This is a genomic window from Hydrogenophaga sp., from assembly GCF_011772445.1.
Classification (GTDB): Bacteria; Pseudomonadota; Gammaproteobacteria; order Burkholderiales; family Burkholderiaceae_C; genus Hydrogenophaga.
The window spans coordinates 146,890-170,986 of record NZ_WVZN01000048.1; the positions used below are offsets into that span (position 1 = coordinate 146,890).

The 24,097-nt window shown below is 69.5% G+C and carries 26 protein-coding genes; 8 read left to right on the plus strand and 18 right to left on the minus strand.

Features of this window, described 5'->3' with window-relative positions:
* Nucleotides 1–17: 17 nt before the first annotated feature.
* The 6 genes from atpA to GTO19_RS21725 form a co-directional block, all read right to left on the minus strand.
* Nucleotides 18–1,574: a F0F1 ATP synthase subunit alpha gene (gene atpA / locus GTO19_RS21700; RefSeq protein WP_291024869.1), complete on the minus strand. Its 1,557-nt coding sequence runs from the start codon at nt 1,572–1,574 to the stop codon at nt 18–20.
* A gap of 52 nt (nt 1,575–1,626) precedes the next feature.
* Complete coding sequence (locus GTO19_RS21705) at nt 1,627–2,157, minus strand: F0F1 ATP synthase subunit delta (RefSeq protein WP_291024871.1); 531 nt, start codon at nt 2,155–2,157, stop codon at nt 1,627–1,629.
* 23 nt (nt 2,158–2,180) lie between these two features.
* The gene (locus GTO19_RS21710) at nt 2,181–2,651 is read right to left on the minus strand and encodes a F0F1 ATP synthase subunit B (protein ID WP_291024874.1); all 471 of its coding nucleotides are present in this window, start codon (nt 2,649–2,651) and stop codon (nt 2,181–2,183) included.
* A gap of 126 nt (nt 2,652–2,777) precedes the next feature.
* Nucleotides 2,778–3,023 carry a F0F1 ATP synthase subunit C gene (gene atpE, locus GTO19_RS21715; protein ID WP_009519254.1) on the minus strand — a complete coding sequence of 82 codons (246 nt, stop codon included), beginning with the start codon at nt 3,021–3,023 and terminating at the stop codon, nt 2,778–2,780.
* A gap of 77 nt (nt 3,024–3,100) precedes the next feature.
* On the minus strand, nt 3,101–3,946 hold the full coding sequence (gene atpB / locus GTO19_RS21720) for a F0F1 ATP synthase subunit A (protein ID WP_291024881.1): 846 nt from the start codon (nt 3,944–3,946) through the stop codon (nt 3,101–3,103).
* Between the two features lie 24 nt (nt 3,947–3,970).
* Nucleotides 3,971–4,450: an ATP synthase subunit I gene (locus tag GTO19_RS21725; protein WP_291024883.1), complete on the minus strand. Its 480-nt coding sequence runs from the start codon at nt 4,448–4,450 to the stop codon at nt 3,971–3,973.
* A gap of 168 nt (nt 4,451–4,618) precedes the next feature.
* Between GTO19_RS21725 and GTO19_RS21730 the strand changes: the two genes are divergently transcribed.
* Genes GTO19_RS21730 through lipA form a run of 4 tightly spaced genes read left to right on the plus strand, consistent with a single transcriptional unit; the run spans nt 4,619 to nt 7,488 of the window.
* Nucleotides 4,619–5,494 carry a D-amino acid aminotransferase gene (locus GTO19_RS21730; protein WP_291024885.1) on the plus strand — a complete coding sequence of 292 codons (876 nt, stop codon included), beginning with the start codon at nt 4,619–4,621 and terminating at the stop codon, nt 5,492–5,494.
* 9 nt (nt 5,495–5,503) lie between these two features.
* On the plus strand, nt 5,504–5,788 hold the full coding sequence (locus GTO19_RS21735) for a DUF493 family protein (RefSeq protein ID WP_291024887.1): 285 nt from the start codon (nt 5,504–5,506) through the stop codon (nt 5,786–5,788).
* A gap of 4 nt (nt 5,789–5,792) precedes the next feature.
* Complete coding sequence (gene lipB, locus GTO19_RS21740) at nt 5,793–6,485, plus strand: lipoyl(octanoyl) transferase LipB (RefSeq protein WP_291024889.1); 693 nt, start codon at nt 5,793–5,795, stop codon at nt 6,483–6,485.
* 22 nt (nt 6,486–6,507) lie between these two features.
* A complete protein-coding gene (lipA, locus tag GTO19_RS21745) occupies nt 6,508–7,488 on the plus strand; it encodes a lipoyl synthase (RefSeq protein ID WP_291024891.1) in 981 nt (326 codons plus the stop codon).
* Between the two features lie 30 nt (nt 7,489–7,518).
* Here lipA and GTO19_RS21750 read toward each other — a convergent pair whose 3' ends face one another.
* The 8 genes from GTO19_RS21750 to GTO19_RS21785 all read right to left on the minus strand — a co-directional run bounded on the left by GTO19_RS21750 (nt 7,519) and on the right by GTO19_RS21785 (nt 15,933).
* Nucleotides 7,519–8,874 (minus strand): amidase family protein, encoded by a 1,356-nt coding sequence (locus GTO19_RS21750; protein ID WP_291024893.1) that lies wholly within the window; start codon nt 8,872–8,874, stop codon nt 7,519–7,521.
* A complete protein-coding gene (locus tag GTO19_RS21755) occupies nt 8,874–10,040 on the minus strand; it encodes an ABC transporter substrate-binding protein (protein WP_291024895.1) in 1,167 nt (388 codons plus the stop codon). The genes GTO19_RS21750 and GTO19_RS21755 overlap by 1 nt, the downstream gene beginning before the upstream one ends.
* Before the next feature lie 66 nt (nt 10,041–10,106).
* On the minus strand, nt 10,107–10,823 hold the full coding sequence (locus GTO19_RS21760) for an ABC transporter ATP-binding protein (RefSeq protein WP_291024897.1): 717 nt from the start codon (nt 10,821–10,823) through the stop codon (nt 10,107–10,109).
* A complete protein-coding gene (locus tag GTO19_RS21765) occupies nt 10,816–11,607 on the minus strand; it encodes an ABC transporter ATP-binding protein (protein ID WP_291024899.1) in 792 nt (263 codons plus the stop codon). Before GTO19_RS21765 ends, GTO19_RS21760 begins: the two co-directional genes overlap by 8 nt.
* Complete coding sequence (locus GTO19_RS21770) at nt 11,604–12,572, minus strand: branched-chain amino acid ABC transporter permease (RefSeq protein WP_291024901.1); 969 nt, start codon at nt 12,570–12,572, stop codon at nt 11,604–11,606. The genes GTO19_RS21765 and GTO19_RS21770 overlap by 4 nt, the downstream gene beginning before the upstream one ends.
* On the minus strand, nt 12,569–13,429 hold the full coding sequence (locus GTO19_RS21775; protein WP_291024903.1) for a branched-chain amino acid ABC transporter permease: 861 nt from the start codon (nt 13,427–13,429) through the stop codon (nt 12,569–12,571). Before GTO19_RS21775 ends, GTO19_RS21770 begins: the two co-directional genes overlap by 4 nt.
* A 7-nt stretch (nt 13,430–13,436) precedes the next feature.
* Nucleotides 13,437–14,630 carry an ABC transporter substrate-binding protein gene (locus tag GTO19_RS21780; protein WP_291024905.1) on the minus strand — a complete coding sequence of 398 codons (1,194 nt, stop codon included), beginning with the start codon at nt 14,628–14,630 and terminating at the stop codon, nt 13,437–13,439.
* Between the two features lie 43 nt (nt 14,631–14,673).
* Entirely contained in the window at nt 14,674–15,933 is a 1,260-nt protein-coding gene (locus GTO19_RS21785) for an FAD-dependent oxidoreductase (RefSeq protein WP_291024907.1), read from the minus strand.
* Between the two features lie 273 nt (nt 15,934–16,206).
* Between GTO19_RS21785 and GTO19_RS21790 the strand changes: the two genes are divergently transcribed.
* From GTO19_RS21790 to GTO19_RS21800, 3 genes are all read left to right on the plus strand, one after another.
* Nucleotides 16,207–16,941 carry a GntR family transcriptional regulator gene (locus tag GTO19_RS21790; protein ID WP_291024909.1) on the plus strand — a complete coding sequence of 245 codons (735 nt, stop codon included), beginning with the start codon at nt 16,207–16,209 and terminating at the stop codon, nt 16,939–16,941.
* Nucleotides 16,942–16,951: 10 nt separating this feature from the next.
* Nucleotides 16,952–17,641: an AraC family transcriptional regulator gene (locus tag GTO19_RS21795; protein WP_291024911.1), complete on the plus strand. Its 690-nt coding sequence runs from the start codon at nt 16,952–16,954 to the stop codon at nt 17,639–17,641.
* Between the two features lie 71 nt (nt 17,642–17,712).
* The gene (locus GTO19_RS21800) at nt 17,713–18,555 is read left to right on the plus strand and encodes a DMT family transporter (RefSeq protein ID WP_291024913.1); all 843 of its coding nucleotides are present in this window, start codon (nt 17,713–17,715) and stop codon (nt 18,553–18,555) included.
* A gap of 1 nt (nt 18,556) precedes the next feature.
* Here GTO19_RS21800 and ptsP read toward each other — a convergent pair whose 3' ends face one another.
* The 4 genes from ptsP to GTO19_RS21820 are packed head-to-tail and all read right to left on the minus strand — an operon-like array spanning nt 18,557 to nt 22,292.
* Nucleotides 18,557–20,302: a phosphoenolpyruvate--protein phosphotransferase gene (gene ptsP / locus GTO19_RS21805; RefSeq protein ID WP_291024915.1), complete on the minus strand. Its 1,746-nt coding sequence runs from the start codon at nt 20,300–20,302 to the stop codon at nt 18,557–18,559.
* 28 nt (nt 20,303–20,330) lie between these two features.
* Nucleotides 20,331–20,600: an HPr family phosphocarrier protein gene (locus GTO19_RS21810; protein WP_291024917.1), complete on the minus strand. Its 270-nt coding sequence runs from the start codon at nt 20,598–20,600 to the stop codon at nt 20,331–20,333.
* On the minus strand, nt 20,569–21,015 hold the full coding sequence (locus GTO19_RS21815) for a PTS fructose transporter subunit IIA (protein ID WP_291024919.1): 447 nt from the start codon (nt 21,013–21,015) through the stop codon (nt 20,569–20,571). Before GTO19_RS21815 ends, GTO19_RS21810 begins: the two co-directional genes overlap by 32 nt.
* Nucleotides 21,012–22,292, minus strand: coding sequence for an MFS transporter (locus GTO19_RS21820; RefSeq protein WP_291024921.1), 1,281 nt, complete (start codon nt 22,290–22,292; stop codon nt 21,012–21,014). Before GTO19_RS21820 ends, GTO19_RS21815 begins: the two co-directional genes overlap by 4 nt.
* A gap of 488 nt (nt 22,293–22,780) precedes the next feature.
* Here GTO19_RS21820 and GTO19_RS21825 point away from each other — a divergent pair, with 488 nt between their 5' ends.
* Nucleotides 22,781–24,046: a CaiB/BaiF CoA-transferase family protein gene (locus GTO19_RS21825; RefSeq protein WP_291024923.1), complete on the plus strand. Its 1,266-nt coding sequence runs from the start codon at nt 22,781–22,783 to the stop codon at nt 24,044–24,046.
* The last annotated feature ends 51 nt before the right edge of the window (nt 24,047–24,097 follow it).

Sequence of the window (24,097 nt, forward strand, 5' to 3'; positions counted from 1 at the left end):
GGTTGGCCCTGGGGCGATCAGTACGTGCCGGTCTTCTTGAACTCGGCGATGGCGGCCGACAGCTGGGCTTCGGCGTCCTTGTCCATGGCCTTGTCGTTCTGCAGCTTGCTCAGCAGCGCGGCGTGTTTGTCCTTCAGGAAGGCATGCATGCCCGATTCGAAGGCCAGCACCTTCTTCACGTCCACGTCGTCAAGGAAGCCCTTGTTGACGGCGAACAGCGAGGAAGCCATCAGGCTGATGGACTGCGGGCTGTACTGGGCCTGCTTGAGCAGTTCGGTGACGCGGGCGCCGCGGTCGAGCTGCTTGCGGGTGGCTTCGTCGAGGTCGGACGCGAACTGGGCGAAGGCCGCGAGTTCGCGGTACTGCGCCAGGTCGGTACGGATACCGCCGGACAGGCCTTTGATCAGCTTGGTCTGGGCCGCACCACCCACGCGAGACACCGAGATACCCGCGTTGATGGCGGGACGGATGCCGGCGTTGAACAGACCGGTCTCCAGGAAGATCTGGCCGTCGGTGATCGAAATCACGTTGGTCGGCACGAAGGCCGACACGTCGCCGGCTTGCGTTTCGATGATGGGCAGTGCGGTCAGCGAGCCGGTCTTGCCCTTGACTTCACCCTTGGTGAAGGCTTCGACGTAGTCGGCGTTGACACGCGCGGCGCGCTCGAGCAGGCGGCTGTGCAGGTAGAACACGTCGCCCGGGTAGGCCTCGCGGCCCGGCGGGCGGCGCAGCAGCAGCGAGACCTGGCGGTAGGCCACGGCCTGCTTGGACAGGTCGTCGTACACGATCAGGGCGTGCTGGCCGCGGTCGCGGAAGTACTCGCCCATGGTGCAGCCCGAGTAGGGCGCGAGGTACTGCATGGCGGCCGATTCGGAGGCCGAGGCCGCGACGACGATGGTGTAGTCCATCGCGCCCGCCTGCTCCAGGGCACGCACCACGTTCTTGATCGACGACGCCTTCTGGCCGATGGCGACGTAGATGCAGATCACGTTCTGACCCTTCTGGTTGATGATCGTGTCGATCGCGACGGCGGTCTTGCCGGTCTGGCGGTCGCCGATGATCAGCTCGCGCTGGCCGCGGCCGATGGGCACCATCGAGTCGATCGACTTCAGGCCGGTCTGCACCGGCTGGTCAACCGACTGACGCGCGATCACGCCCGGGGCGACCTTCTCGATCACGTCGGTCATCTTGGCGTTGACCGGGCCCTTGCCGTCGATGGGCTGGCCGAGGGCGTTCACCACGCGGCCCACGAGCTCGGGGCCCACGGGCACTTCCAGGATGCGGCCCGTGCACTTGACGGTGTCGCCTTCCGAGATGTGTTCGTACTCGCCCAGCACCACGGCGCCGACGGAGTCGCGCTCGAGGTTGAGCGCCAGACCGAAGGAAGGCACGCCGTCCTTGTTGGCCGGGAATTCCAGCATTTCGCCCTGCATCACGTCGGACAGGCCGTGCACGCGCACGATGCCGTCGGTGACCGACACCACGGTGCCCTGGTTGCGCACGTCGGCGCTGGCGGCCAGACCTTCGATGCGCGACTTGATCAGTTCGGAGATTTCGGCGGGATTGAGTTGCATGACTCTTTCCTTCTTTCGTTGATTGGTATGCGGCGCGGGCGGGTCAGGGCCATCAGGCCGTGAGGGCCACTTTCATCTGTTCCAGGCGGGCCTTGACGGAGGTGTCCAGCACCTCGTCACCCACCACCACGCGGATGCCCCCGATGAGCTCGGGCTGCAGTTGAACCTGCAGGTTGAGCTTGCGGGCAAAACGCTTCTCCAGCACGGCCGACAGGTCGGCGAGTGCCGACGGCTCGATGGCGAACGCGCTGTAGACCGTGGCGTCGAACGAGCCCTGCCGGGCGTTCTTGAGCGCGCGGAATTGGGCAGCGATCTCGGGCAGGGCAGCCAGACGGCCATTGTCGATGACCGTGCGCAGGAAGTTCTGGCCGGCGGTCGGCAGCGGGTTCTTGAGCACGCCAGCGATCAGGTCGAACACCTGTTGCGGCGTGACCTTGGGGCTGTCGGCGTACTGCAGCAGCTGCGCATCGGCAGCCACGGCGGCCAGCCCGTCGAGCCAGAGCGCCGTACCGGCGGCATCCTGGCCGCACGCCTGGAACAGCGCTTCCGCATAGGGACGGGCAATGGTGGCGATTTCGGCCATGGTCGTCGTTCCTGTGCGCTCGATCAGAGCTCGGTCTTGAGGCGGTTGAGCAGGTCGGCGTGAACGCCGGCGTTGACTTCCTTGCGCAGGATCTGCTCGGCGCCCTTGACGGCCAGCGCGGCCACCTGCTCGCGCAAGGCCTCTCGGGCCTTGATCACTTGCTGCTCGGCTTCCTGGCGGGCTGCGGCGACGATCTTGGCGGCCTCGTCGTTGGCCCGGGCCTTGGCTTCTTCGATCAGGGCCTGGGCACGGCGCTCGGCATCGGCCAGACGGGTGGCCGATTCGTTGCGCGACTGGCTGAGCTCGGCCTCGACGCGCTTGTTCGCGACGGCGAGTTCGGTCTTGGCCTTTTCGGCGGCGGCGAGGCCTTCGGAAATCTTCAGCGCGCGCTCATCGAGTGCCTTTGCGATCGGCGGCCAGATGAACTTCATCGTGAACCAGATCAGGATCGCGAAGACGATGGCCTGCGCAAAGAGGGTTGCATTGATGTTCATCGCAACGCCTTTCTGTGGGGACTATGGGGGAAACACACCGGCGACCCGGCGGACGGCTGGGCATGGTGGCGGAGCACGCGTCCGCTCACCACGTTGACCGCACCCGCGCGGGCACCGACCAACCGATTACAGGGTGAAGGGGTTGGCAAAGGCGAACAGCAGGGCGATGGCCACGCCGATCAGGAAGGCCGCGTCGATCAGGCCGGCCAGAATGAACATCTTGGTCTGCAGGTCGTTCATCAGCTCGGGCTGACGGGCCGAGGACTCGAGGAACTTGCCGCCCATCAGCGCGATACCGATGGAAGCGCCAATGGCGCCCAGACCGACGATGAGGCCGCAAGCCAGCGCGACGAGACCCAGAACGTTTTCCATGTTGACTCCTGTTGAGATGGAAGTTTGTTGATTGAGAAAAGGAACGAAATTACCCGAGCGCGTCCAGGACGGCCGCGTCAGTGAGCGTCATGCGCCTGCCCCAGGTAGATGAGGGCCAGCATCATGAAGATGAACGCCTGCAAGGTGATGACCAGGATGTGGAACAAGGTCCACACCGTGCCGGCGATCAGGTGTCCGACGAAGAAGAGTCCACCGCCGAGCGAGAGGGTGGCATAGGCACCCAGCAGCGCGATCAGCATGAACACCAGCTCACCCGCGAACATGTTGCCAAACAACCGCATGCCGTGCGAAACGGTCTTCGCCACGAACTCGATCATTTGCATCAGGAAGTTGACCACGCCCAGCAACAGCGCCCACAGGGGGTTCTTGCTGGTGCCGAAGGGCGCGGACACCAATTCGTGCGCCCAGCCGCCCAGGCCTTTGATCTTGATGTTGTAGAACAGGCAAAGCAGCAGAACGGAGACGGACAGGCCCAGGGTGGTGGACAGGTCGGCCGTGGGCACGACGCGCAGGTAGTCCTTGANNTGCCAGATCTGGGGCAGCAGATCGACCGGAATCATGTCCATGAAGTTCATCAGGAAGATCCAGACGAACACGGCCAGGGCGAGAGGAGCGATGAGCTTGCGGCTGGTGGCGTTGTGGATCACGGCCTTGGCCTGGTTGTCCACCATTTCCACCAGGATCTCGACGGCAGCCTGGAAACGGCCCGGGACGCCGGCGGTGGACTTGCGCGCGGCCAGCCACAGCACGACGCACATGAGCAGGCCCAGCACGCTGCTGACGACCACCGAGTCCACATTGATCACGGAGAAATCGACGATGGACGACTGCTTGTGGTTCGTCAGGTGAACCAGGTGGTGGCGGATGTATTCGCCAGGGGTCAGAGTGCCTTCAGCAGCCATTCGTGTGCACCAAAACGCGGAGCGTCAACCGTTTGTGACCGGCCTGCGGGCCTGGAGCAGCGCCCCGAACCAGTAGACCTTGAGAACCAACACCAGCCCGATCAGCAGCCCGATCCAGTTCGGCTCGGGCAGGATCCAGACCGCCGCAGCCAGGAGGGCCACCGACAGCAGGACCTTCACGCCCTCCCAGAACAGGAAACCGACCAGCGCGGCCTGCGCAAAGCCCGACGCGAGTCGGGACAAGGCGCTGGAGCTCAATCCGTAGGCCATGAGGGCCGAGGGAATCGCCACCGTTGCCGCGCCGTACAGGACCGACACCGCGACGGCGACCGACTGCGTGAGCAAGGCGGCAACCGCGGCGGCGAGCAGCCCCACCAGCCACTGCACCCCCACCAACCGCCAGAGCGAAAACCCCGGCTGGTTGGCGCGCCACTGCCGCGCTTCATCGCGCGTCAACGGCTTGAATTCGGGTTCTTGCGCCCCATCTGGATCGTCATCGTTCAAGGGCGGTGTCGGCTTGGCTGGCAGCATGGGTCGACAAGGCAAATGACGCAGGAATGACGGACCGGTCAGGTTCGCAAAGCCATTGATTATACGTAGAAACCCGATGGGCCAGTCAAGGCTCGGGGGCGGTCGCACGCGGGCGAAAACACCCGGCCGGATAATCCCGACATGAACCCTCCCCTGCCCGATTCGCTGTGCTTCCTGAATGGTGAGTACAGCCCCCTGCGCGACGCGCGCATCAGCGTGCTCGACCGCGGCTTCATCTTCGGTGACGGCGTCTACGAGGTGCTGCCGGCCTACGGCGGGCGCGTCTTCCGCTTCACCGAGCACATGGACCGGCTGGACCGCTCGCTGCGCGAGCTGCGCATCGCCAACCCGCACACGCGCGAGCAATGGCTGGCGATCGCGCGCCGCCTGATCGCCGACCGCCAGGCCGCGGGCGTGGCGAACCAGTTGATTTACCTGCAGGTGACGCGCGGCGTGGCGCCACGCGACCACGTGATGATCCCCGACCTGACGCCCACGGTGTTCGTGATGGCCGGCGAGATGAAGCTGCCCACGGCCGAGCAGCGCGCGCGCGGCGTGGCCTGCGTGACGGCCGACGACTTTCGCTGGCAGAAGGCGCACATCAAGAGCACCAGCCTGCTGGGCGCGGTGTTCGCGCGCCAGATCAGCGCTGACGCCGGTGCGCTGGAGACCGTGATGTTCCGCGAGGGCTTCCTGAGCGAAGCCGCGGCCAGCAACGTCTGGGTGGTGAAAAACGGCACCGTGATGGGTCCGCCCAAGGACCACCTGGTGCTGGAGGGCATCCGCTACGGCCTGATCGAATCGATCTGCCGCGACAACGGCATCCCCTTCGAGCTGCGCCGCGTCTCGCGCGACGAGGTGCTCGCGGCCGACGAGCTGCTGCTGTCCTCGGCCACCAAGGAGGTGCTGCCGATCACCACGCTCGACGGCCGCCCCGTGGGCAACGGCCAGCCCGGACCCGTGGGCGCACGCCTGCTGGCGGCCTACCAGCGCGCCGTGGCCGAGCAATCCACCTGAGACCCCGCCATGGACACGCCACCCGAGATCCCGCCCGAGCAGTCGCTCATCACCTACCCCACGCATTTCCCGATCAAGGTGATGGGAGAGAACGTCGAGGGCTTCGCCGAGGCCATCGTGGAGATCGTGCGCAACTTCGATCCCTCCTTCGACGCCACCACGCTGGAGCGCCGCCCGAGCAAGGCCGGCAACTACATGGGCCTGACCGTCGCCGTGTTCGTCACCAGCCGCGAGCAGCTCGACGAGGTGTACCGCACGCTGACCACGCATCCCATGGTCAAAGTGGTTCTCTGACGCCATGGACATCCGCGCGCTGGGCCGTGTCGCCTACCGCCCCACCTACGAGGCCATGCAGGCCTTCACGGCCGCGCGCACGACCGGCACGCCCGACGAGCTCTGGATCTGCGAGCACCTACCCGTGTTCACGCAAGGCCTGGCGGGCCAACAGGACCACCTGCTCGCCCCCGGCGACATCGAGGTCGTGCCCACCAACCGCGGCGGCCAGGTCACGTACCACGGGCCTGGCCAGGTGGTGGCCTATCCACTGATGGACCTGCAGCGCGCGGGCTACTTCGTCAAGGAGTACGTTTACCGCATCGAGGAAGCGGTGATCCGCACGCTGGACCACTTCGGCGTGACCGGCCACCGAGTGGCCGGCGCCCCCGGCATCTATGTGCGACTGGACGACCCACGCGGCCACGCGCGCCTGCCGCAGGCACCGGCGCGGCGCGAGCCCGGCAGCCCGCCACCCTCGCCCGACTTCACAGGCCTGGGCAAGATCGCCGCGCTGGGCATCAAGGTGAGCCGCCATTGCACCTACCACGGCGTGGCGCTGAACGTGGCCATGGACCTGCAACCCTTCCAGCGTATCAACCCGTGCGGCTACGCCGGGCTTGAAACGGTGGACCTTTCTACAATCGGCGTCCCCGTCACCTGGGACGACGCGGCCCCGGTCCTGAGCCAGAAGCTCGGCGCACTGCTCGCCCCCTGAGCCCGTCACCGCCCCCACCGCCATGAGCACCACCTACGACCCCACCGTCAAGCAGAAGAGCCAGGCCAAGACCGCGCGCATCCCCATCAAGATCGTGCCGGCCGAGACGCTCAAGAAGCCGGAGTGGATTCGCGTGAAGGCGGGCAGCCCCAGCACCCGCTTCTACGAGATCAAGGACATCCTGCGCAGCAACAAGCTGGTGACGGTGTGCGAAGAAGCGAGCTGCCCCAACATCGGCGAGTGCTTCGGCAAGGGCACGGCCACCTTCATGATCATGGGCGACAAGTGCACGCGCCGCTGCCCGTTCTGCGACGTGGGCCATGGCCGCCCCGACCCGCTGGATGCGGACGAGCCGGTGAACCTGGCCAAGACCATCGCCCAGCTCAAGCTCAAGTACGTGGTGATCACCAGCGTGGACCGCGACGACCTGCGCGACGGCGGCGCGGGCCATTTCGTGGAGTGCATCCGCCAGATCCGCGAACGCTCGCCCGAGACCACCATCGAGGTGCTGGTGCCCGACTTCCGCGGCCGCGACGACCGTGCGCTGGAGATCCTGAAGGCCGCGCCGCCGGACGTGATGAACCACAACCTGGAAACCGCGCCGCGCCTGTACAAGGAAGCGCGCCCGGGCTCCGACTACGCCTTCAGCCTGAACCTGCTCAAGAAGTTCAAGGCCTTGTTCCCGCACGTGCCCACCAAGAGCGGCATCATGGTCGGCCTGGGCGAGACCGATGAAGAGATCCTGCAGGTGATGCAGGACATGCGCGACCACCACATCGACATGCTCACCATCGGCCAGTACCTCTCGCCCAGCACCCACCACCTGCCGGTGCGCCGGTACGTGCACCCGGACACCTTCAAGATGTTCGAGGCCAAGGCCTACGAGATGGGCTTCACCCACGCCGCGGTGGGCGCCATGGTGCGCAGCAGCTACCACGCCGACCAGCAGGCGCACGGCGTGCTGGAGGCGATGGCCGAGCCGGCGCAGGCCGACCGGGGCTGAGCGGCCGGCCCCGGCCCGCCGCGGCGCCGCTCAGCGGCCCTGCGCCAGCAGCGCCTCGACGCGCGCGCCGGCCCTCAGCACCGCCGCGTCGTGAAAGCGCGGCCCCACCAGTTGCACGCCGAACGGCGCGCCCTCGGCGTCGGTGCCCAGCGGCAGGCTCAGCGCCGGCTGCTGCGAGAGATTGAACGGGTAGGTGAAGCCGCCCACGGCCTCGAACCAGGCGCCACCGCCCACCTCGCCCAATGGCGGCGCGGCGCCCGGCGTGCTGGGCGTGACCAGCAGGTCGATGTCGGTGAAGCGCTGCGCCAGCGCGTCCGCCATGGCGCGCAGCCGCGCGCGGGCACGCGCCAGCTCGGCCGCCGATTGCGTGGCGCCCTGCTCGTACGCCGCCTGCAGGCCCGGCGACAGTCGCGCGCGCTGCGTGTCGCTCCAGTCGACAAAGGACTCGTGGATGCGCGAGGTCCACACGCGCCACATGTCCTCGGCGCGGTCGTTCGTGGACTCGGGCCAGTCGATCACCGTGTGCCCCGCGTCGGCCAGGCGCCGCACCAGCGCCCGCACAGCCCCGGCCACATCCGGTTGCACGGCCCGCGACGAACCGAGCGAGAGGGCCCATGCGATGCGCAGCGGCCGATCGGCAGGCGCCTCGCCGCGCACGAACAGTGACGAGGGGTCGCGCGCATCGGCCCGCGACAGCACCTGCATGGCCAAAGCCGCATCCGCCACCGATCGCGTGAACGTGCCCAGGTGCGCAAACTCGGCGAAGGCGCTGGCCGGCGCGAGCGGAATGGCGCCAAAGCTGGGCTTGAAGCCCACGGTGCCAGTCCACGACGCCGGCAGGCGCACCGAGCCCCCGGCGTCGCTGCCCAGGGCCAGCGGCCCCCAGGCGGCCGCCACCTGCGCGGCCGCACCGCTGCTGGAGCCGCCCACCTCACGCCCCGGCGCCGCGGGGTTGCGCGTGGTGCCGGCCTGCGGGTTCGACGAACCCACGGTCCAGCCGAATTCGGTGGTGGTGGTTTTGCCGAACAGCACCGCGCCCCCCGCGCGCAGTGGCGTCACGCCGGGCGCGTCCTGCGGCACGGGCTCCTCGCTGCCGCCGAGCGAGCCGCGCCGCGTGGGCCAGCCCGCCACGTTCACCAGGTCCTTGATGGACACGGGCACGCCGTCCAGCACCGACAGCGGGCGCCCTTCACGCCATCGCCGGCCCGAGGCCTCGGCCTCGCGCTCGGCCGCCGCGCGGTCGAGCAGGCAGAAGGCGTTGAGGCCGCGCGTGTCGGCTGCGATGGCGGCGAAGAGCTGCTCCACCACCGCCGAGGGATGCAGCCGACCGTCGCGATAGGCCGCCGTGAGCCCGGCAATGTCCAGTGACAGGGCGTCGCCGGCCATCAGGGCTGCGCCTTGAAGGTTTCGAACTCGACGTTGTAGAACGTGTCGCCCTGCTTTTCGAAGCGGCGGATGTACTGGTCGTGCACCACGTCGCGCGTGTCCTTGTCGATGGTGAGGCTGCCGCGCGGGCTGTCGATCTTCAGGCCGGCGAGCGCGGCGATCAGCGTGGGCCCGTCGGCCTTGCCACCGGTCTTGGCCAGGGCCGCGTACAGCGCGGCCATGCCGTCGTAGGCCGCCACGCCCATGATGGTGGGGCGCGACTTCGGGTCGCGCTGCGCCTTGAACTCGCGCACGAAGCGTTCGTTCAGATCGGACTTGTGGTGCATGGAATAGGGGTACACGGTGGTGATGCCCACGCCGCGCTCGCCGATGGCTTCGACCAAGGCTTCGTCGACGATGTCGCCGGTGCCGATGAGCTTGATGCCCGCCGCGTCCAGGCCCTTGTCGCGGAACTCCTTGATGAAGGCCGGCGCGACGTCGCCGCCGTTGACGAAGGAGAACAGCACGTCGGGCTTGGCGTCCTTCACGCGCTGGATGTAGGGCGCGAAGTCCAGCGTCATCAGCGGCGTGCGCACATTGCCCACGATCTCGCCGCCGGCCTTCTTGAAGGCGGCGATGAAGGCGGCCTCGGCGTCGTGGCCCGGCGAGTAGTCGGCCACGATCACGTAGGCCTTCTTCGCGCCCTGCCTGATGGCCCACTGCGCGATCGGCGGCACGGTCTCGGGATAGTGGAACGACGTGCGCACCATGTACGGCGACTTGGCGGTGAGCCCGCCGGCGGCCGCGTTCATCACGATCATGGGCACCTTGGCCTGGGTGGCGATGGGCGCCACGGCCAGCGCGTTCGGCGTGAAGCCGAAGCCCGCGAGCACGTTCACCTTCTCGCGCACCACGAGTTCGGTGGCGATGCGCTTGGCCGCGTCGGGGTTGGGCCCGCCCACGTCCTTGATCACCACCTCCACGCGCTTGCCGGCCACGCTGTCGCCGTGCATCTTCTGGTAGGCCTGGATGCCGGCCTGCATCTGCTTGCCGAATTCGGCGAAGGGGCCGGACATCTCGGCGATGACGCCGACGCGCACGACGTCCTGCGCGAAGGCGAAGGGCGAAGCGGCCAGGCTCAGTGCGGCCAATGCGCCGCCAAGGACTTGCTTGAAGGGGAACGGCATGTCGGGTTTCCTATCGAGGGGTTGAACACCGGGTGCGCGGGGGCGCCCGGGAGGGGATCCGGGGAATCAGGCGGTCTCGGCGATGCCGACACCCAGCAGGCCTTCGAGCAAGCCCGCGTCGTCCGCCAGCGCCGCGCTCGGCCCGGCGTGCACCACGGTGCCTCGCTCCAGCACGATGGCCTGGTGCGTCATCTCCAGCGCCAGCACGGGGTGCTGCTCGACCACGATGGAGGCCAGGCCCTCCTGCTCGCAGAGCCGGCGGATCGAGACCGCGAGCTCTTCCACGACGATGGGGGCCAGGCCCTCCATCGGCTCGTCGAGCAGCAGCAGGCGCGGGTTGGTCATCAGCGCGCGGCCGATGGCCAGCATCTGCTGCTCGCCGCCCGAGAGCTGGTTGCCGTAGTTGCCGCGACGTTCGCGCAGGCGCGGGAACAGCTCGTACACGCGCTGCAGGTTCCAGGGCCCCTTGCGCGCGATGACGGTGAGGTTCTCCTCCACCGTGAGCGAGGGAAAGACCTCACGCTCCTGCGGCACCCAGCCCAGGCCGGCGGCGGCGCGCCGGTGCGCGGGCCAGCGCGTGATGTCCTGCCCGGCCCAGCGCACGGCACCGCGCATCACGCGGGTGTTGCCCATCAGGGTTTCCAGCAGCGAGGTCTTGCCCACGCCGTTGCGGCCCAGCACGGCCAGGCTCTGGCCCTCCTCCAGCGCGAAGCCCAGTTCGTGCAACACGACGGCGTTGCCGTAGCCGGCCACCACGCCGTCGAACGCCAGCAGCTCAGCCATGCGCCACCTCCGCGGGAATCGCCTGCACGGCCTGCGTGTGCGCCTGGCCCAGGTAGACCTCGCGCACGCGCGGGTCGCGGCCGATCTCGGCCGGCGTGCCCTCGGTGAGCACCTGCCCGGTGACCAGCACCGAGATGCGGCGCGCGAAGCGGAAAACCAGTTTCATGTCGTGTTCGATGAAGAGGACGCTGATGTCCGCCGGCAGCGCATCGATGACCTCGAAGAGCTCGCCACTCTCGTCCTCGGGCACGCCGGCGGCGGGCTCGTCGAGCAGCAGGATGCGCGGCTTCGCGGCCATGGCCAGCGCGATCTCCAGCAGGCGCTGCTTGCCGTAGGGCAGCTCGGCCACGGGCACGTTGGCCAGGGCGCTCAGTTTCAGACGGGCCAGCAGCTCGTGCGCCTCGTGGTAGACGGCGGTGTGGCGCTTGAGCGGGCGCCACCACACGGCACCCAGGCCTTCGCGCTCGCTGATCGCTAGCACCACCGAGCTCAGCGGCGTGAGGCTGGGGAACAGCGTATTGATCTGGAAGGTGCGGGCCAGGCCGCGGCGCGCGCGCCGGTCGGCCGACAGCGCGGTCACGTCCTCGCCGTTCATGAGCACGCGCCCGGCCGAGGGCTTGTAGATGCCCGTGAGCAGGTTGATCAGCGTGGTCTTGCCGGCGCCGTTGGGGCCGATGAGGGCCTGGCGCGCGCCGGGCTCCAGCGAGAGGCTCACGCCGCTGACAGCGTGGAAGGCGCCGAAGGAAATGCCCAGTCCGTGGGTCTGCAGGGCAGCGGTGCTCATCGCGCGGCCTCCTCTTGCGTCCTGAACAGGCGCGAGAGCGCGCCCATGATGCCGCCGCGGCCCAGCAGCACCGCGGCGATGAGGAAGATGCCCAGCCAGAACTGCCAGTACTGCGGGTTCATGTCGGCGAACCAGTCGTGTACCAGCATGTAGACGATGGCGCCGACGAGGCCACCGTACAGGCGCCCCGTGCCGCCCAGCACCAGGATGATCAGGATCTCGGCCGAGCGGTTGAAGCCGATCGACTCGATGCCGACGAACTGCGTGGTCTGCGCGAGCAGGGCGCCTGCGATGCCGGCCACGCCGGCCGACAGCGCATAGGCCAGGCGCAGGCGCGCGTCCACCGGCGAGCCGATGGCCAGCATGCGCTTGCGGCTGTCGTGGATGCCGCGCAGCGTGAGGCCGAAGGGCGACTTCAGGATCAGCCGCACGCCCAGGAACACCAGCAACACCATGGCGAAGGCGTAGAGGAAGGCGGTCTGGCCGAAGAGGTCGAACTCGAAGCGGCCGAACAGCGGCTCGACCACCATGCCCTGCAGGCCGTCGGTGCCGCCGGTGATGCCCGAGAGCCGGTTGGCCAGCTCGGCCAGCAGCATGCACACGCCGATGGTGATCATCAGCCGCGCCAGGTCGGTGCCGCGCACCACCAGGGCGCTGAGCAGATAGCCCAGCAGCACGCACACCGCCAGCGCCATCAGCACGCCCGAGAAGGGCTCGCCCCAGCCGTGTTTGGCCAGCAGGCCGGCCGCGTAGGCGCCGGCGCCGAAGAAGGCGGCGTGGCCCACGGTCAGGATGCCGGCGTAGCCCAGCGCCATGTCCAGCGACACGGCGAACAGGCCGAAGATGAGGATCTGGCTCATCAGGCTCAGGTGCTCGGGCAGGAGGACGTAGCACGAGGCCAGGCCGAGCCAGAAGAGCGCCTCGGCAATGCGCGTGTGCGCGGGCGTGAGGGTGATGGGCGTCATGCCAGGCCCTTTCGGGGGATGATCCCGTTCGGTCGCGCGAGCAGCATCACGATCATGACCACGTAGATGAGGAAGGCGCCCGCTTCGGGCAGGTAGTACTTGCCCGCCATGTCGACGATGCCCACCAGCAGCGCAGCCACGAAGGGGCCGGTGATGGTGCCGGCGCCGCCGACGCAGACCACGATGAGGAAGTACACGAGGTACTTCAGCGGGAAGCTGGGCTCCAGCCCCAGCATGCCCAGGCTGAGCGCGCCACCCAGGCCCGCCAGGCCGCAGCCCAGCGAAAAGGTGAGGAAGAACAGGCGCTGCACCTGGATGCCGGTGCCGGCCGCCACGCGCTGGTTGTCCACCGCGGCGCGCACCATGGCGCCGTAGCGCGTGCGGCCCAGGCCCAGCAGCAGCGCCGCCAGCACCACCAGGCCGCAGACGATGAGGAACAGGCGGTAGCGGCTGACCTCCAGGCCGAGCAGCGAGAGCCGGCCATCGAGCGACTCGGGCAGCGTGAAGGGCTGCATGGTGGGCCCGAAGAAGAAGGTGAAGGACGCCACCGACACGAACACGATGCCGATGGACAGCAGCACCTGGTCGAGCGGGTGCGCCTTGTAGAGCCGGCGGTAGAGCAGGCACTCGAACAGCGCGCCCACCAGGGCCGCGGCCACGAAGGCCGCGCCAAGCGCCGGGTAGAAGCCCAGGCCGTAGCGGCTCATCAGCACCGCCGCGGCGTACCCGCCCACCATGGCGAAGCTGCCGTGGGCCAGGTTCACGAAGTTCATCAGTCCCATCGTGATGGACAGGCCCACCGCGATGAGGAACAGGAGCATGCCGTAGGCCACTCCGTCGAAAAGCACGATCGCCATGGGGGAGTCAGGGAGCGGCCTTGGCCGGATCCTTCACGCGCTCGAACCGGTCGAACTCCACGTTGACGAGCTGGCCGTTCACGCGCTCGGTCTTGCGGATGTAGACGGTCTGCACGATGTCGCGCGTGGCGGCGTCGATCTCCACCGGGCCGCGCGGGCTCTCGAATTGCAGGCCCTTGAGGGCTTCCATCACTTTCTCGCCGCTGGTGTCGCCCTTGGTCTTGGCCAGGGCGGCCTCGATGGCGGACAGCGCGTCGTAGGCCGAGACGGCGAAGTAGCTGGGGCGCATGGCCTTGCCGAACTGCGCCTCGAAGTCCTTCACGAACTTCTGGTTCTTGGCCGAGGGGTGGGCGTAGGAGTAGTGGTGGCTGGTGACCAGGCCCAGGGCCACGTCGCCGGTGGCGTCCAGGTAGCTGTCGTCCGTGGCTTCGCCGGTGGCGAAGAGCTTGATGCCGGCGGCTTCCATGCCGCGCTCCTTCCAGACCTTGAGGAAGGCGGGCGGCATGACGCCCGAAGGGAAGAAGAAGAACACCGCCTGCGGCTTGGCGTCCTTGATGCGCTGCACGTAGGCCGAGAAGTCGGGGTTGTTCATCGGCGTGCGCAGTTCGCCGGCGATCTTTCCGCCCGCGGCGGTGAAGGCCTTCTTGAACGCGGTTTCGGCGTCCACGCCCGAGGCGTAGTCGGCCACCACGGTGTAGACGCTGTTCACACCGTTCTTCACCAGCCAGCGGGCCATCGGGTCGGACACCTGCTGCACCGTGAACGACACGCGCGCGATGTAGGGCGAGCTGGTGGTGATGGCCGAGGACGAGGCGTTGGCCACGATGACCGGCAACCTGGCCTGGGTGGCGATGGGCGCCACCGCGTAGGCGTTGGGGCTGAAGTCCAGGCCGGTGATGAAGCTCACCTTGTCGCGCACCACCAGTTCCTGCGCGAAGCGCTTGGCCGCGTCGGGCGCGGGGCCGGCGGTGTCCTTCTTGACGATCTCCACCGGGCGGCCGGCGATCTGGCCCTGGCGCTCCTTCAGGAAGAGCGCGACGCCGGCGTCGAACTGGCGGCCGTAGTCGGCGTAGGGGCCGGAGTAGGTGGCGATGAGGCCGATGCGCAGCGGCTCGGCGGCCTGCGCGGCGCCCAGCGCGCCGAAGGCGCCGAGGCCGGCCAGGCCGAGTGCGGCGATGGCTTGTCGTTTGGTGAAGGTCATCGGGTGGCTCCGTGGGACATGGAAGGAAGGGAACGTCGCTTGCTCAGGCGGCGGCCGGCACCGCCAACGCCGCCAGGGCGGCCTTGAGGTCGCTGTCGGGATCGGCCAGGGTTTCGGGCGCGAGGCGCGCGCCGGCCGCGATGAGCTGGCGGCTGAGCAGGTGCTCGCCGGGGCGGTTGACGCTGTGTGCGGCGGCGACGGCGCCGTCGCGCAGGTAGAAGACGCTGAAGCGCCCGCTGTCGGGCTCGCCGCGGACCACGGCCTGGTCATCGGCCTGCGCCACGCCGGCCATCTGGAACTTCAGTTCGAACTGGTCGCTCCAGAACCAGGGCACGGCGGTGTTGGGCCTGGGCTTGTCCACCATCAGGCTGGCAGCGGCGCGCGCGCCATCGGTGGCGGCCTGGATGGATTCGTGCCGCACGCGCGGCGCGCCGGGCGCGGACGCCACGGCCGCCACATCCCCCGCGGCCAGCACGCGCTCTGCCGAGGTGCGGCCCAGCGGGTCGGTCACGATGCCGTTGTCCACGGCGAGGCCGGCGTCGCGGGCAAGTTCGATGTTGGGCCATACGCCGATCCCCAACACCACGAGATCGCAGTCAATGCGCTGCCCGTCGGCGAGTTCCACGGCCGCCACGCGGCCATGGGCACCGACGAGTCCGCGCACACCGCGCCCGGTGAGCACCTGCACGCCGCGCTGGCGGTGCGCGCTCTCGACAAAGGCCGACATCAGCGCCGGCATGCTGCGCGCGAGCAGACGCGATTGGGTCTCGACCACGCTCACCTCGGTGCCGCGGGCGCGCAGCGCGGCGGCCACCTCGAGGCCGATGAAGCCGCCCCCGATGACGCAGACCGAGCGCGCCGACGCGGCGGCCTCGGCCACGCGCAGGGCATCGTCCAGGGTGCGCAGGGGCAGCACGCCGTCCAGATCGGCGCCGGGCAGCGGCAGGGCGCGGGCTCGGGCGCCGGTGGTCAACGCCAGCCAGCCGTGCTCCAGCACGGTGCCGTCGTCCAGCGTGAGGCGCCGCGCGCCGGGGTCCAGGGCGGTGACGCGGCGGCCCAGGCACAGCTCGATGCGCTTCTGCGCATAGAACTCGGGCGAGCGCAGCCAGAGCTGGTCCACCGTGGCCTTGCCCGTCAGCAAGCCCTTGGACAGGGGCGGGCGCTGGTAGGGCGGGTGCGGCTCGTCGCCAACGATGACGATGTCCTCCTCGAAGCCCAGCTCACGCGCGCTGCTGGCGAGTTGCAGACCGGCGTAGGAGGCGCCGACGATGACCAGGGGGGCTTTGATTCCGGTGCGGGTCATGGCTGAGCTCCTCGGGGTGTCATGAGGCGCCGCATTGTATGCAATTGAATTCATCAAACCAACACAATTGGACAGATGGCGAGTTGACTGGGCAGAATCTATTCAAAACAAAGGGTTAACCCGCACATTGCCGGCGCCAATTTGGTGCAGTTTCTGGTCAGCAGGTCTGTTCATGAGTGGCTTGCATGCAGTTTGCATGCCAATCGGCGGGCGCGGCGTGCACCCGCGGCCTGCTCTCCTAGAATTCCTCGCCCCCATCCCTCGTTCAACCGCATGGACTCCCAACAATCCCGCGTGCTGATCCAGCTGCGCGACCTGATCCTCAAAGGCGAGTTCGTGCCCGGTGAACGCCTGGCCGAAATCCCGCTGGCGGAAAAGCTGGGCGCCTCGCGCACGCCGGTGCGCCTGGCCCTGGCCAGCCTGGAGCACGAGGGGCTGATCGAACCGTCACCCGGCGGCGGCTACCAGATGCGCCGCTTCACCTCGCAGCAGATCGCCGACGCGATCCGCGTGCGTGGCCTGATCGAGGGTTTCGCCGCGCGCCTGCTGGCCGAGGAAGGCGCGCCGCGCCAGCTGCTGCGTGAACTGCACGAGTGCCTGGAGCAAGGCGATCAGACGGTGAACAAGCCGACCATGGAGCTGGACGACTACACGGCCTATGTGGAGGCCAACGACCGCTTCCATCAACTCATCATGGACGGCTGCGGCAACTCGGTGCTGCGCCGGATCATGGACATGCTGGACGCCATGCCCTTCGCTTCGCCCAGTTCCATGCTGCCCATGCAGTCGTCCATGGAGGAAGGCCAGCAGTGGATGCGCCTGGCCCAGCGCACGCACCACGCCATGGTGCAGGCCATCGAGCGCGGCCAGGGCTCGCGCGCCCAGGCGCTGGGCGAGGAGCACGTGGAGATTGCGCGCATGAACCTGGACTACGCGCTGGAGCGGCCCGAACTGGCCGCGCGCCTGATGCCGGGCATGCGCCTGGTGGCAGGCAAGAACAAGGCCTGAGGGCACCACCGTGGGCCGCATCGCGCACCCCAATGGCCCCTTGAGCGTGCGCACCTACGGCGCCTCGCGCGGCAGCCACGACCACGGGCACTTCCAGGTCCTGGTGGGGCTGGAAGGTGCGCTCGAGCTCGAAGTGGCGGGACGCGGGTGTCGCATCGGCGCTGGCCAGGGCTGCGTGGTGCCGCCGGGCGAACGCCACGATTTCGAGTCGCGCCAGGGCGCGCGCTGCCTGGTGCTGGACAGCCACGACAGCGCCTGGGCCCTGGCCGGCACCGCGCCGACGCCGGCCACGCTGGCGCTCGCCAGCTACCTTGCCGAGGCCTGCTCGCGCGGCCTCCCCCGGACCCAGACCATGGGCCCGGCGCTGCTGCTGGAAAGCTGGCTGCCCGCGCCCGCCGCACCCCGGCGCGCGCGCCGTGAGATCGACTGGGCGGCGCTCGCCGATTGGGCCAGTGGACGCTGGACCGAGGAGCGCGTGGAAGTGGCCGAACTGGCGGCGCGTGTGCACCTCAGTCCGGCGCAATTCGCGGCACGCTGCCGCGAGGCGTTCGGTGTGAGCACCCAGCAGTGGTTGCGCGGGCTGCAACTCGACCAGGCGCGCCGGCTGCGCGCGCAGGGCCTGCCGGTGGCAGAGGCAGCGCGGCGCAGCGGCTACCGCTCACCCTCGGCGCTGACGGCCGCGCTGCGCCGGCGGGCCTGAACCGCGCGTGACCCGCGCCCCGCGACGACGGACCCGCGCCGTGCGATGGTGACGCGCGCGATGATCGGCGGATGAGTACCGCCAACCTGCTGGCCCTGGGCGCGATCGCGCTGTGGGCTTCGCTCGCCGCGCTGGGCGTGGCCCTGTCGCACGTGCCGCCCTTTCTGCTCACCGGCCTGGGCCTGCTGGTGGGCAGCCTGATCGCGCTGCCACTTTCGCGCTTCGACCTGCGGCGTTGGCGCGTGCCGGCGGGCACGCTGGCTCTGGGCGTCTATGGCCTGTTCGGCTTTCACTTTCTGCTGTTCATCGCGCTGCGCCATGCGCCGCCCGTGCAGGCCAACCTGGTCAATTACCTGTGGCCACTGGGTATCGTGGTGCTGGCGCCGCTGCTGCTGCCGGGCGTGACGCTGACCGCACGCCACGTGATCGCGGCACTGATCGGCTTCGCGGGCGCTGCGCTCGCCATCCTGGGCCGCGCAGACGGCGGCACCGGGGTCACCTGGGCCTGGGGCTACCTGCCGGCGCTGGGCTCGGCCTTCATCTGGGCCACGTATTCCCTGCTCACCAAGCGCGTCATGGCCTTTCCCACCGCGGCCATCGGGGGCTTCGCGGCCGCCTCGGGCGCGCTGGCGCTGCTGTGCCATGCCTTGTTGGAGCCATCGGTGGCCTTGTCCCTGCGGGACGGCTGGCTGATCGCGCTGCTCGGCCTGGGCCCGCTGGGGGGCGCCTTCTTCCTGTGGGACGCGGCGCTCAAGCGCGGCGACCCGCGCCAGATCGGCGTGCTGAGCTTCCTGACGCCGCTGCTGTCGACCTTCACGCTGCTGGCGGTGCGCGGCGAGTGGCCCAGCGCCTCGGTGCTGGTGGCCGCGGCCATGATCGTGGGCGCCGCGGTGCTGGCCGCCCGCACGCGCTGACTCAGTCCACCAGCAGCGCGGCCGGGTCATCGGCCGCCAGCACGGTCTTGGCCCAGTTGGCGAGCTTGACGGTGTCGCTGCGCAGGATCTGCTGCTTGACCGCGAGGATGCGCGAGGGGTGCATGGAAAAGCTGCGCAGCCCCAGGCCCAGCAGCAGGCGCGTCATGGTGACGTCGCCCGCCATCTCGCCGCACACGCTCACGCCCTTGCCCTGGGCGCGCGCCTGCGCGATGGTGGCGGCCACCAGTTGCAGCACCGCCGGGTGCAAGGGGTCGTACAGGTGGGACACGGCCTCGTCGGCCCGGTCGATGGCCAGGGTGTACTGGATCAGGTCGTTGGTGCCGATCGACAGGAAGTCGAAGTGGCGCAGGAACAGGGGAATGGTGAGCGCGGCGGCCGGCACTTCGATCATGGCGCCGAGCTTCACCGATCCGTGCGGCACACCGGCCGCCTCGAGCTGTTCGCGCGCGCGGTCCACCAGCGCCAGGGTCTGGCGGATCTCGCTCGCGTGCGCCAGCATGGGGATGAGCAGGTTCACCGGCCCGTGCGCGGCCGCGCGCAGGATGGCGCGCAACTGGGCGAGGAACATGCCCGGATCGGCCAGGCTCCAGCGGATGGCGCGCAGGCCCAGGGCCGGGTTGAGGTGGTCGTCCAGGCGCGCCACGCTGCGGTCCAGCGGCTTGTCGGCCCCCACGTCCACGGTGCGGATGGTGACCGGCAGGCCCTGCATGCCTTCAACGGCGCGGCGGTAGGCCTGGTACTGCTCTTCCTCGTCGGGCAACTGTCCGTTGCGCCCCATGAACAGGAACTCGCTTCGGAACAGACCCACGCCAGCGGCGCCGGCCTTGAGCGCGGCGGCCGCGTCGTCGGGCTGCTCGATATTGGCCAGCAGCTCGATCTTCTCTCCGTCGAGCGTGACCGCCGGCGTGTTCTTCAGGCGCGAGAGCTTCTCGCGCTCGACCTCGCCCTGGCGCTGCTTGTAGCCGTACTCGGCCAGCACGATGGGCGACGGGTCGACCACCACCACGCCGGCGTCGCCATCGATCACCACCCAGTCGTCCTGGCGGATGAGGTGGCTGGCCGAACGCGCGCCCACCACGGCGGGAATGTCCATGCTGCGCGCCACGATGGCGGTGTGGCTGGTCTTGCCGCCCACGTCGGTGACGAAGCCGGCGAACACGCTCTGCTTGAACTGCAGCATGTCGGCCGGCGACAGGTCGTGCGCGATCAGCACCAGCGGCTCGTCCTTGCTCGCCCGTTCGGCCGCGACGGCGGGCGCCGCGATGGGCGCGGCCTGGCCGCGCATCGCGCGCAGCATGCGGTCGACCACCTGCTCGAGGTCGGCCTTGCGCTCGCGCAGGTAGAGGTCTTCCATCTCGTCGAACTGGCGCGAGATGACCTCCAGTTGCGTGGTCAGCGCCCACTCGGCGTTGTAGTGGCGGTCTTGCACCCAGTGCTTCACGCCGTCGGTGAGCTGCTCGTCCTGCAGCAGCATGAGGTGCACGTCGAGCAGCGCGGCCAGCTCGGGGTGCGCGTCGACCTGTCCCAGGCCGACGAGGCCCTGCTGCACACGCAGGATCTCCTCGGCCACCGACTTGCGCGCCTGGCGCAGGCGCTCGATCTCGCCCTCGATCTCGTGCGGCGCCACCAGCCGGTGCGCCACGTCCACGCGGCTGGAGGCGACGATCACGGCCCGCCCGATGGCCACGCCTCGGGACACCGCCAGACCGTGAACGCTGAATGTCATGCTGGCGCTCCGCGCGCGCGTGGGGGCATCATTCGCCTTCGCCGAATTTGTCGTTGATGAGGGCGAGCAGCGCGTCCATCGCGGCGCGCTCGTCGCTGCCGTCGGTCTCGATGTCCACCGTGCTGCCCAGGCCGGCGGCCAGCATCATCACGCCCATGATGCTCTTGGCGTTGACGCGTCGCTCGCCACGCTGCATCCACACGTCGCTGATGAAGGAGCCGGCCAGCTTGGTGAGCTTGGCCGAAGCGCGGGCATGCAGGCCCAGCTTATTGCTGATGGTCGCGGTGGTCTTGATCATGCGTGGATCGTCGGGCCTGGTTTTGCGGAGCGGTGACGGCAACCTGCATCACGCCCTGCGTGGCGCCGATGATGGCGCGCGAGATCAGGGCGTCGAGCGACTCGTGGCGGTAGCTCACGGTGCGCAGGAGCATGGGCAGGTTGACGCCGCAGACGAGCTTGCTGCGCACGCCGTCGACCAGGCGCTGGGCCACGTTGCAGGGCGTGGCGCCGAACACGTCGGTGACGACCAGCGTCTGCGGCCGAGCCATCTGGGCCATGAGTGCGCGTGCCTGCGCCAGCGTTTCCTCGGGCGGTACGTTGGGTTGCACGTCCAGCGCCACCACCGCGTCCTGCGCGTCAGGGAACACATGCAGCACGCACTGCCGCAAGGCAGAGGCCAGCGGTGCGTGCGCGATCAGCAGGATGCCGTTCATGCGCGCAGTGTAGCGGCGCGGTCCCGCTCGATCCGGCGCCAGCCGCGCCAGAAGACCGCGTAGGCCGCCACGCAGCACAGGGCGAACAGGCCCACCGCGCCGCGGTAGCGGTCGGGCTCGCTCCAGCCGAAGACGCTCAGCGCGTCGATGGCCAGGCCGATGCCCCATTGCAGGACGAACACGCCGCCGAAGATGACCAGGTTGTAGGCCGACAGCGCACGGCCCGCGGCCTGAGGCGGCAGCGCCAGCGCCACGGCGGGCTGCGACAGCGAGACGAAGGTGGAGCCGACACAGAAGAGCGCCCACAGTCCCCAGCCTGCTCGAGGGCCGAGCCAGGCGATGGAAACGATCACGGCGAGGCTGAGGGGCAGGCCCCAGCCGATGAGGGACTCGGGCCGGATGCCACGGCGCGCCAGGTGCGGGTTCACCACGCCCCAGGTCCAGAAAGCCAGCAGCATGCTCAGGTTGATGGCGAACAGGCCGGTGGCGGCCTGTCCGGGCGTGTAGCCCGCCACGTTCACCATCCACGGGCCGGCCCACAGCGCCTGCACCGCGACCATGCCGCCGTAGTTGACGAAGCCCACCGGCACCATGGTGCGGAAATAGGGGTGGCGCCAGATGTGCGCGTAGCCACTGCCGGCCGCGCCCTCGGCGGGTGCCGCGGCGTGCGCCTCGCGCGACCAGGCGGGCACCGACCAGGCCAGCACCGCGATCGCCAGCACGAAGAGCCCGGCCAGTGCCCAGAACAGGCCGCGCCAACCCATCACCGGCAGCAGCCACTGCACCGGCAGCGTGGACGCCACCATGCCCATGGAGCCGGTCATCAGCATCCACGAGTTGGCGCGCAGTTGGACCGAGGGCCGGAGCCAGCGGCGAAAGCCCGTGAGTGGCGCCATGAGGCAGGCGCTGAGCCCCATGCCGGTGAGCACGCGCGCGAACAGCAGGCCGCCAAAGCTGCTCGCCAGCGCGAAGGCCGCGCAGCCCGCCACCGCCATGGCCAGAAAGGCGAGCACGACGCGCTTGGGGCCGTGCCGGTCCAGCCAGCGGCCCATGGGCAGCTGCGTGAGCGCGAAGCCGAAGAAATAGCCGCCCGCGAGCAGACCGAGGTCGCCCGGCGTCAGCGAGAGCTCGGCGCTGAGCGTGGGCGACAGCGTGGCGGTGATGGCGCGCACCAGGGCCGACAGGAAGTAGGTGCCGGCGAAGACGAGGAAGACCGTTACCGCCAGGCGCGGGCTCAGCAGGCCCTTGTCCTGAGGTGGGTGAGGGTGATCCGTCATGGCAGTCGCAGGCCCTCGAAGAAAGTCGAGGCGAGTTCGGGGTCGATGGCGCGGCCATAGATCGCCGCGTGCACGAGTCGGCCGCCCTGCGCGGCGTGCAGTGCGCGCACGGTGACGGGCTCGCCGCGGGGATCGCGCCCGTCGGCCTGCAGGCCCAGGGCGCGATCGGTGCCGGGCACGGCGGCGGGCCATGACGCGGCGGGGTCGTCGGCGAGGGCCGGGTCGGCGTGTACGGCCACCAGTGTGGCGCGGCGCCAGGCGTCGAGCGCGAGCGCTGCGCGCGCGGCGTCGCCGGCCTCGAGCCAGGCCACGGCGAAGGTCAGGCCGCCGGTGTCGCAGCTCAGCATGTGCAGCGTGGCATTCAGGGCGCCCAGCGGCACCTCACGCTCGGCGCGGTCGGGCTTGCAGGGCATGAGCGCCTGCACGGGCGCGCCGTCGGCGCGCACGGTGCGCCAGTTGAAGGTGGGCGAGCNNNNCACAATGCACGGATGAATGCACTGGATGGTATCCGCATCCTCGACTGCTCCCGGGTGCTCGCCGGCCCCTGGTGCACCCAGACCCTGGCCGACCTGGGCGCCGACGTGGTGAAGGTGGAGCGCCCGCGCGGGCCGAACCACCCCGGGGGCGACGACACGCGCGGCTGGGGCCCGCCCTTTCTGCGCGGGCGCGACGGCCAGGACACCGCCGAGGCGGCCTACTACCTGGGCGCCAACCGCAACAAGCGCTCCATCACCTGCGACCTGTCGCGGCCCGAGGGCCAGGCGCTGATCCGCGAGCTGGCCGCCAAGGCCGACGTGTTCGTGGAGAACTACAAGGTGGGTGACATGGCGCGCTACGGCCTGGACTTCGCTGCGCTGCGCGCGATCAACCCGCGCCTGGTGTATTGCTCCATCACCGGCTTCGGACAGACCGGTCCCTACAAGGACCGCGCCGGTTACGACTACGCGGTGCAGGGCATGGGCGGCCTGATGAGCCTCACCGGTGAACGCGACGATCTGCCCGGCGGCGGACCGCAAAAGGTGGGCGTGGCGGTGGCCGATCTGTTCACCGGGCTGTACTCGACGGTGGCCATCCAGGCCGCGCTGCGCCACGCCGAGCGCACCGGCGAAGGCCAGCACATCGACATGGCCCTGCTGGACACCCAGGTGGCGATGCTGGCCAACCTGGGCGCCAACTACCTGGTGCGCGGGCGGGAGGACGGCAAGGTGCCGGGGCGCGCGGGGAACGCGCACGCCAACATCGTGCCCTACCAGGTCTTCGAGGTGGCGCCGGACGCCGACGGCCATGCCCAGCACATCATCCTGGCGGTGGGCAACGACGGCCAGTTCACCAAGTTCTGCGAGGTGGCCGGCCGTCCCGAGCTGGCCAGTGACGAGCGCTTCGCGCGCAACCAGAACCGCGTGCGCCACCGCGGCGTGCTGGTGCCGATGCTCGAGGCCGTGATGAAGACACGCGGCAAGGCCGACTGGCTGGCCGCGCTGGAGGCCGCCAAGGTACCTTGCGGCCCCATCAACGACCTGGCCGAGGTCTTCGCCGACCCGCAGGTGCGCGAACGAGGCATGGTCCACACCTGGCACCACCCGCTGGCCGACGCAGTGGACCTGGTGGCCAGCCCCATCAAGATGAGCGCCACCCCCGTGCGCAACGACCGCCCCCCGCCCCTGATGGGCGAGCACACCGACGAGGTGCTGGCCGAGTGGCTGGGCGCGGACGCCGCGCGGCTCGCGCAACTCCGTGCCAGCGGCGCGATCTGAACCCGATATGGCCTACCAACCCCTGCCCACCCCCAAGTCCCTGCGCGCGGC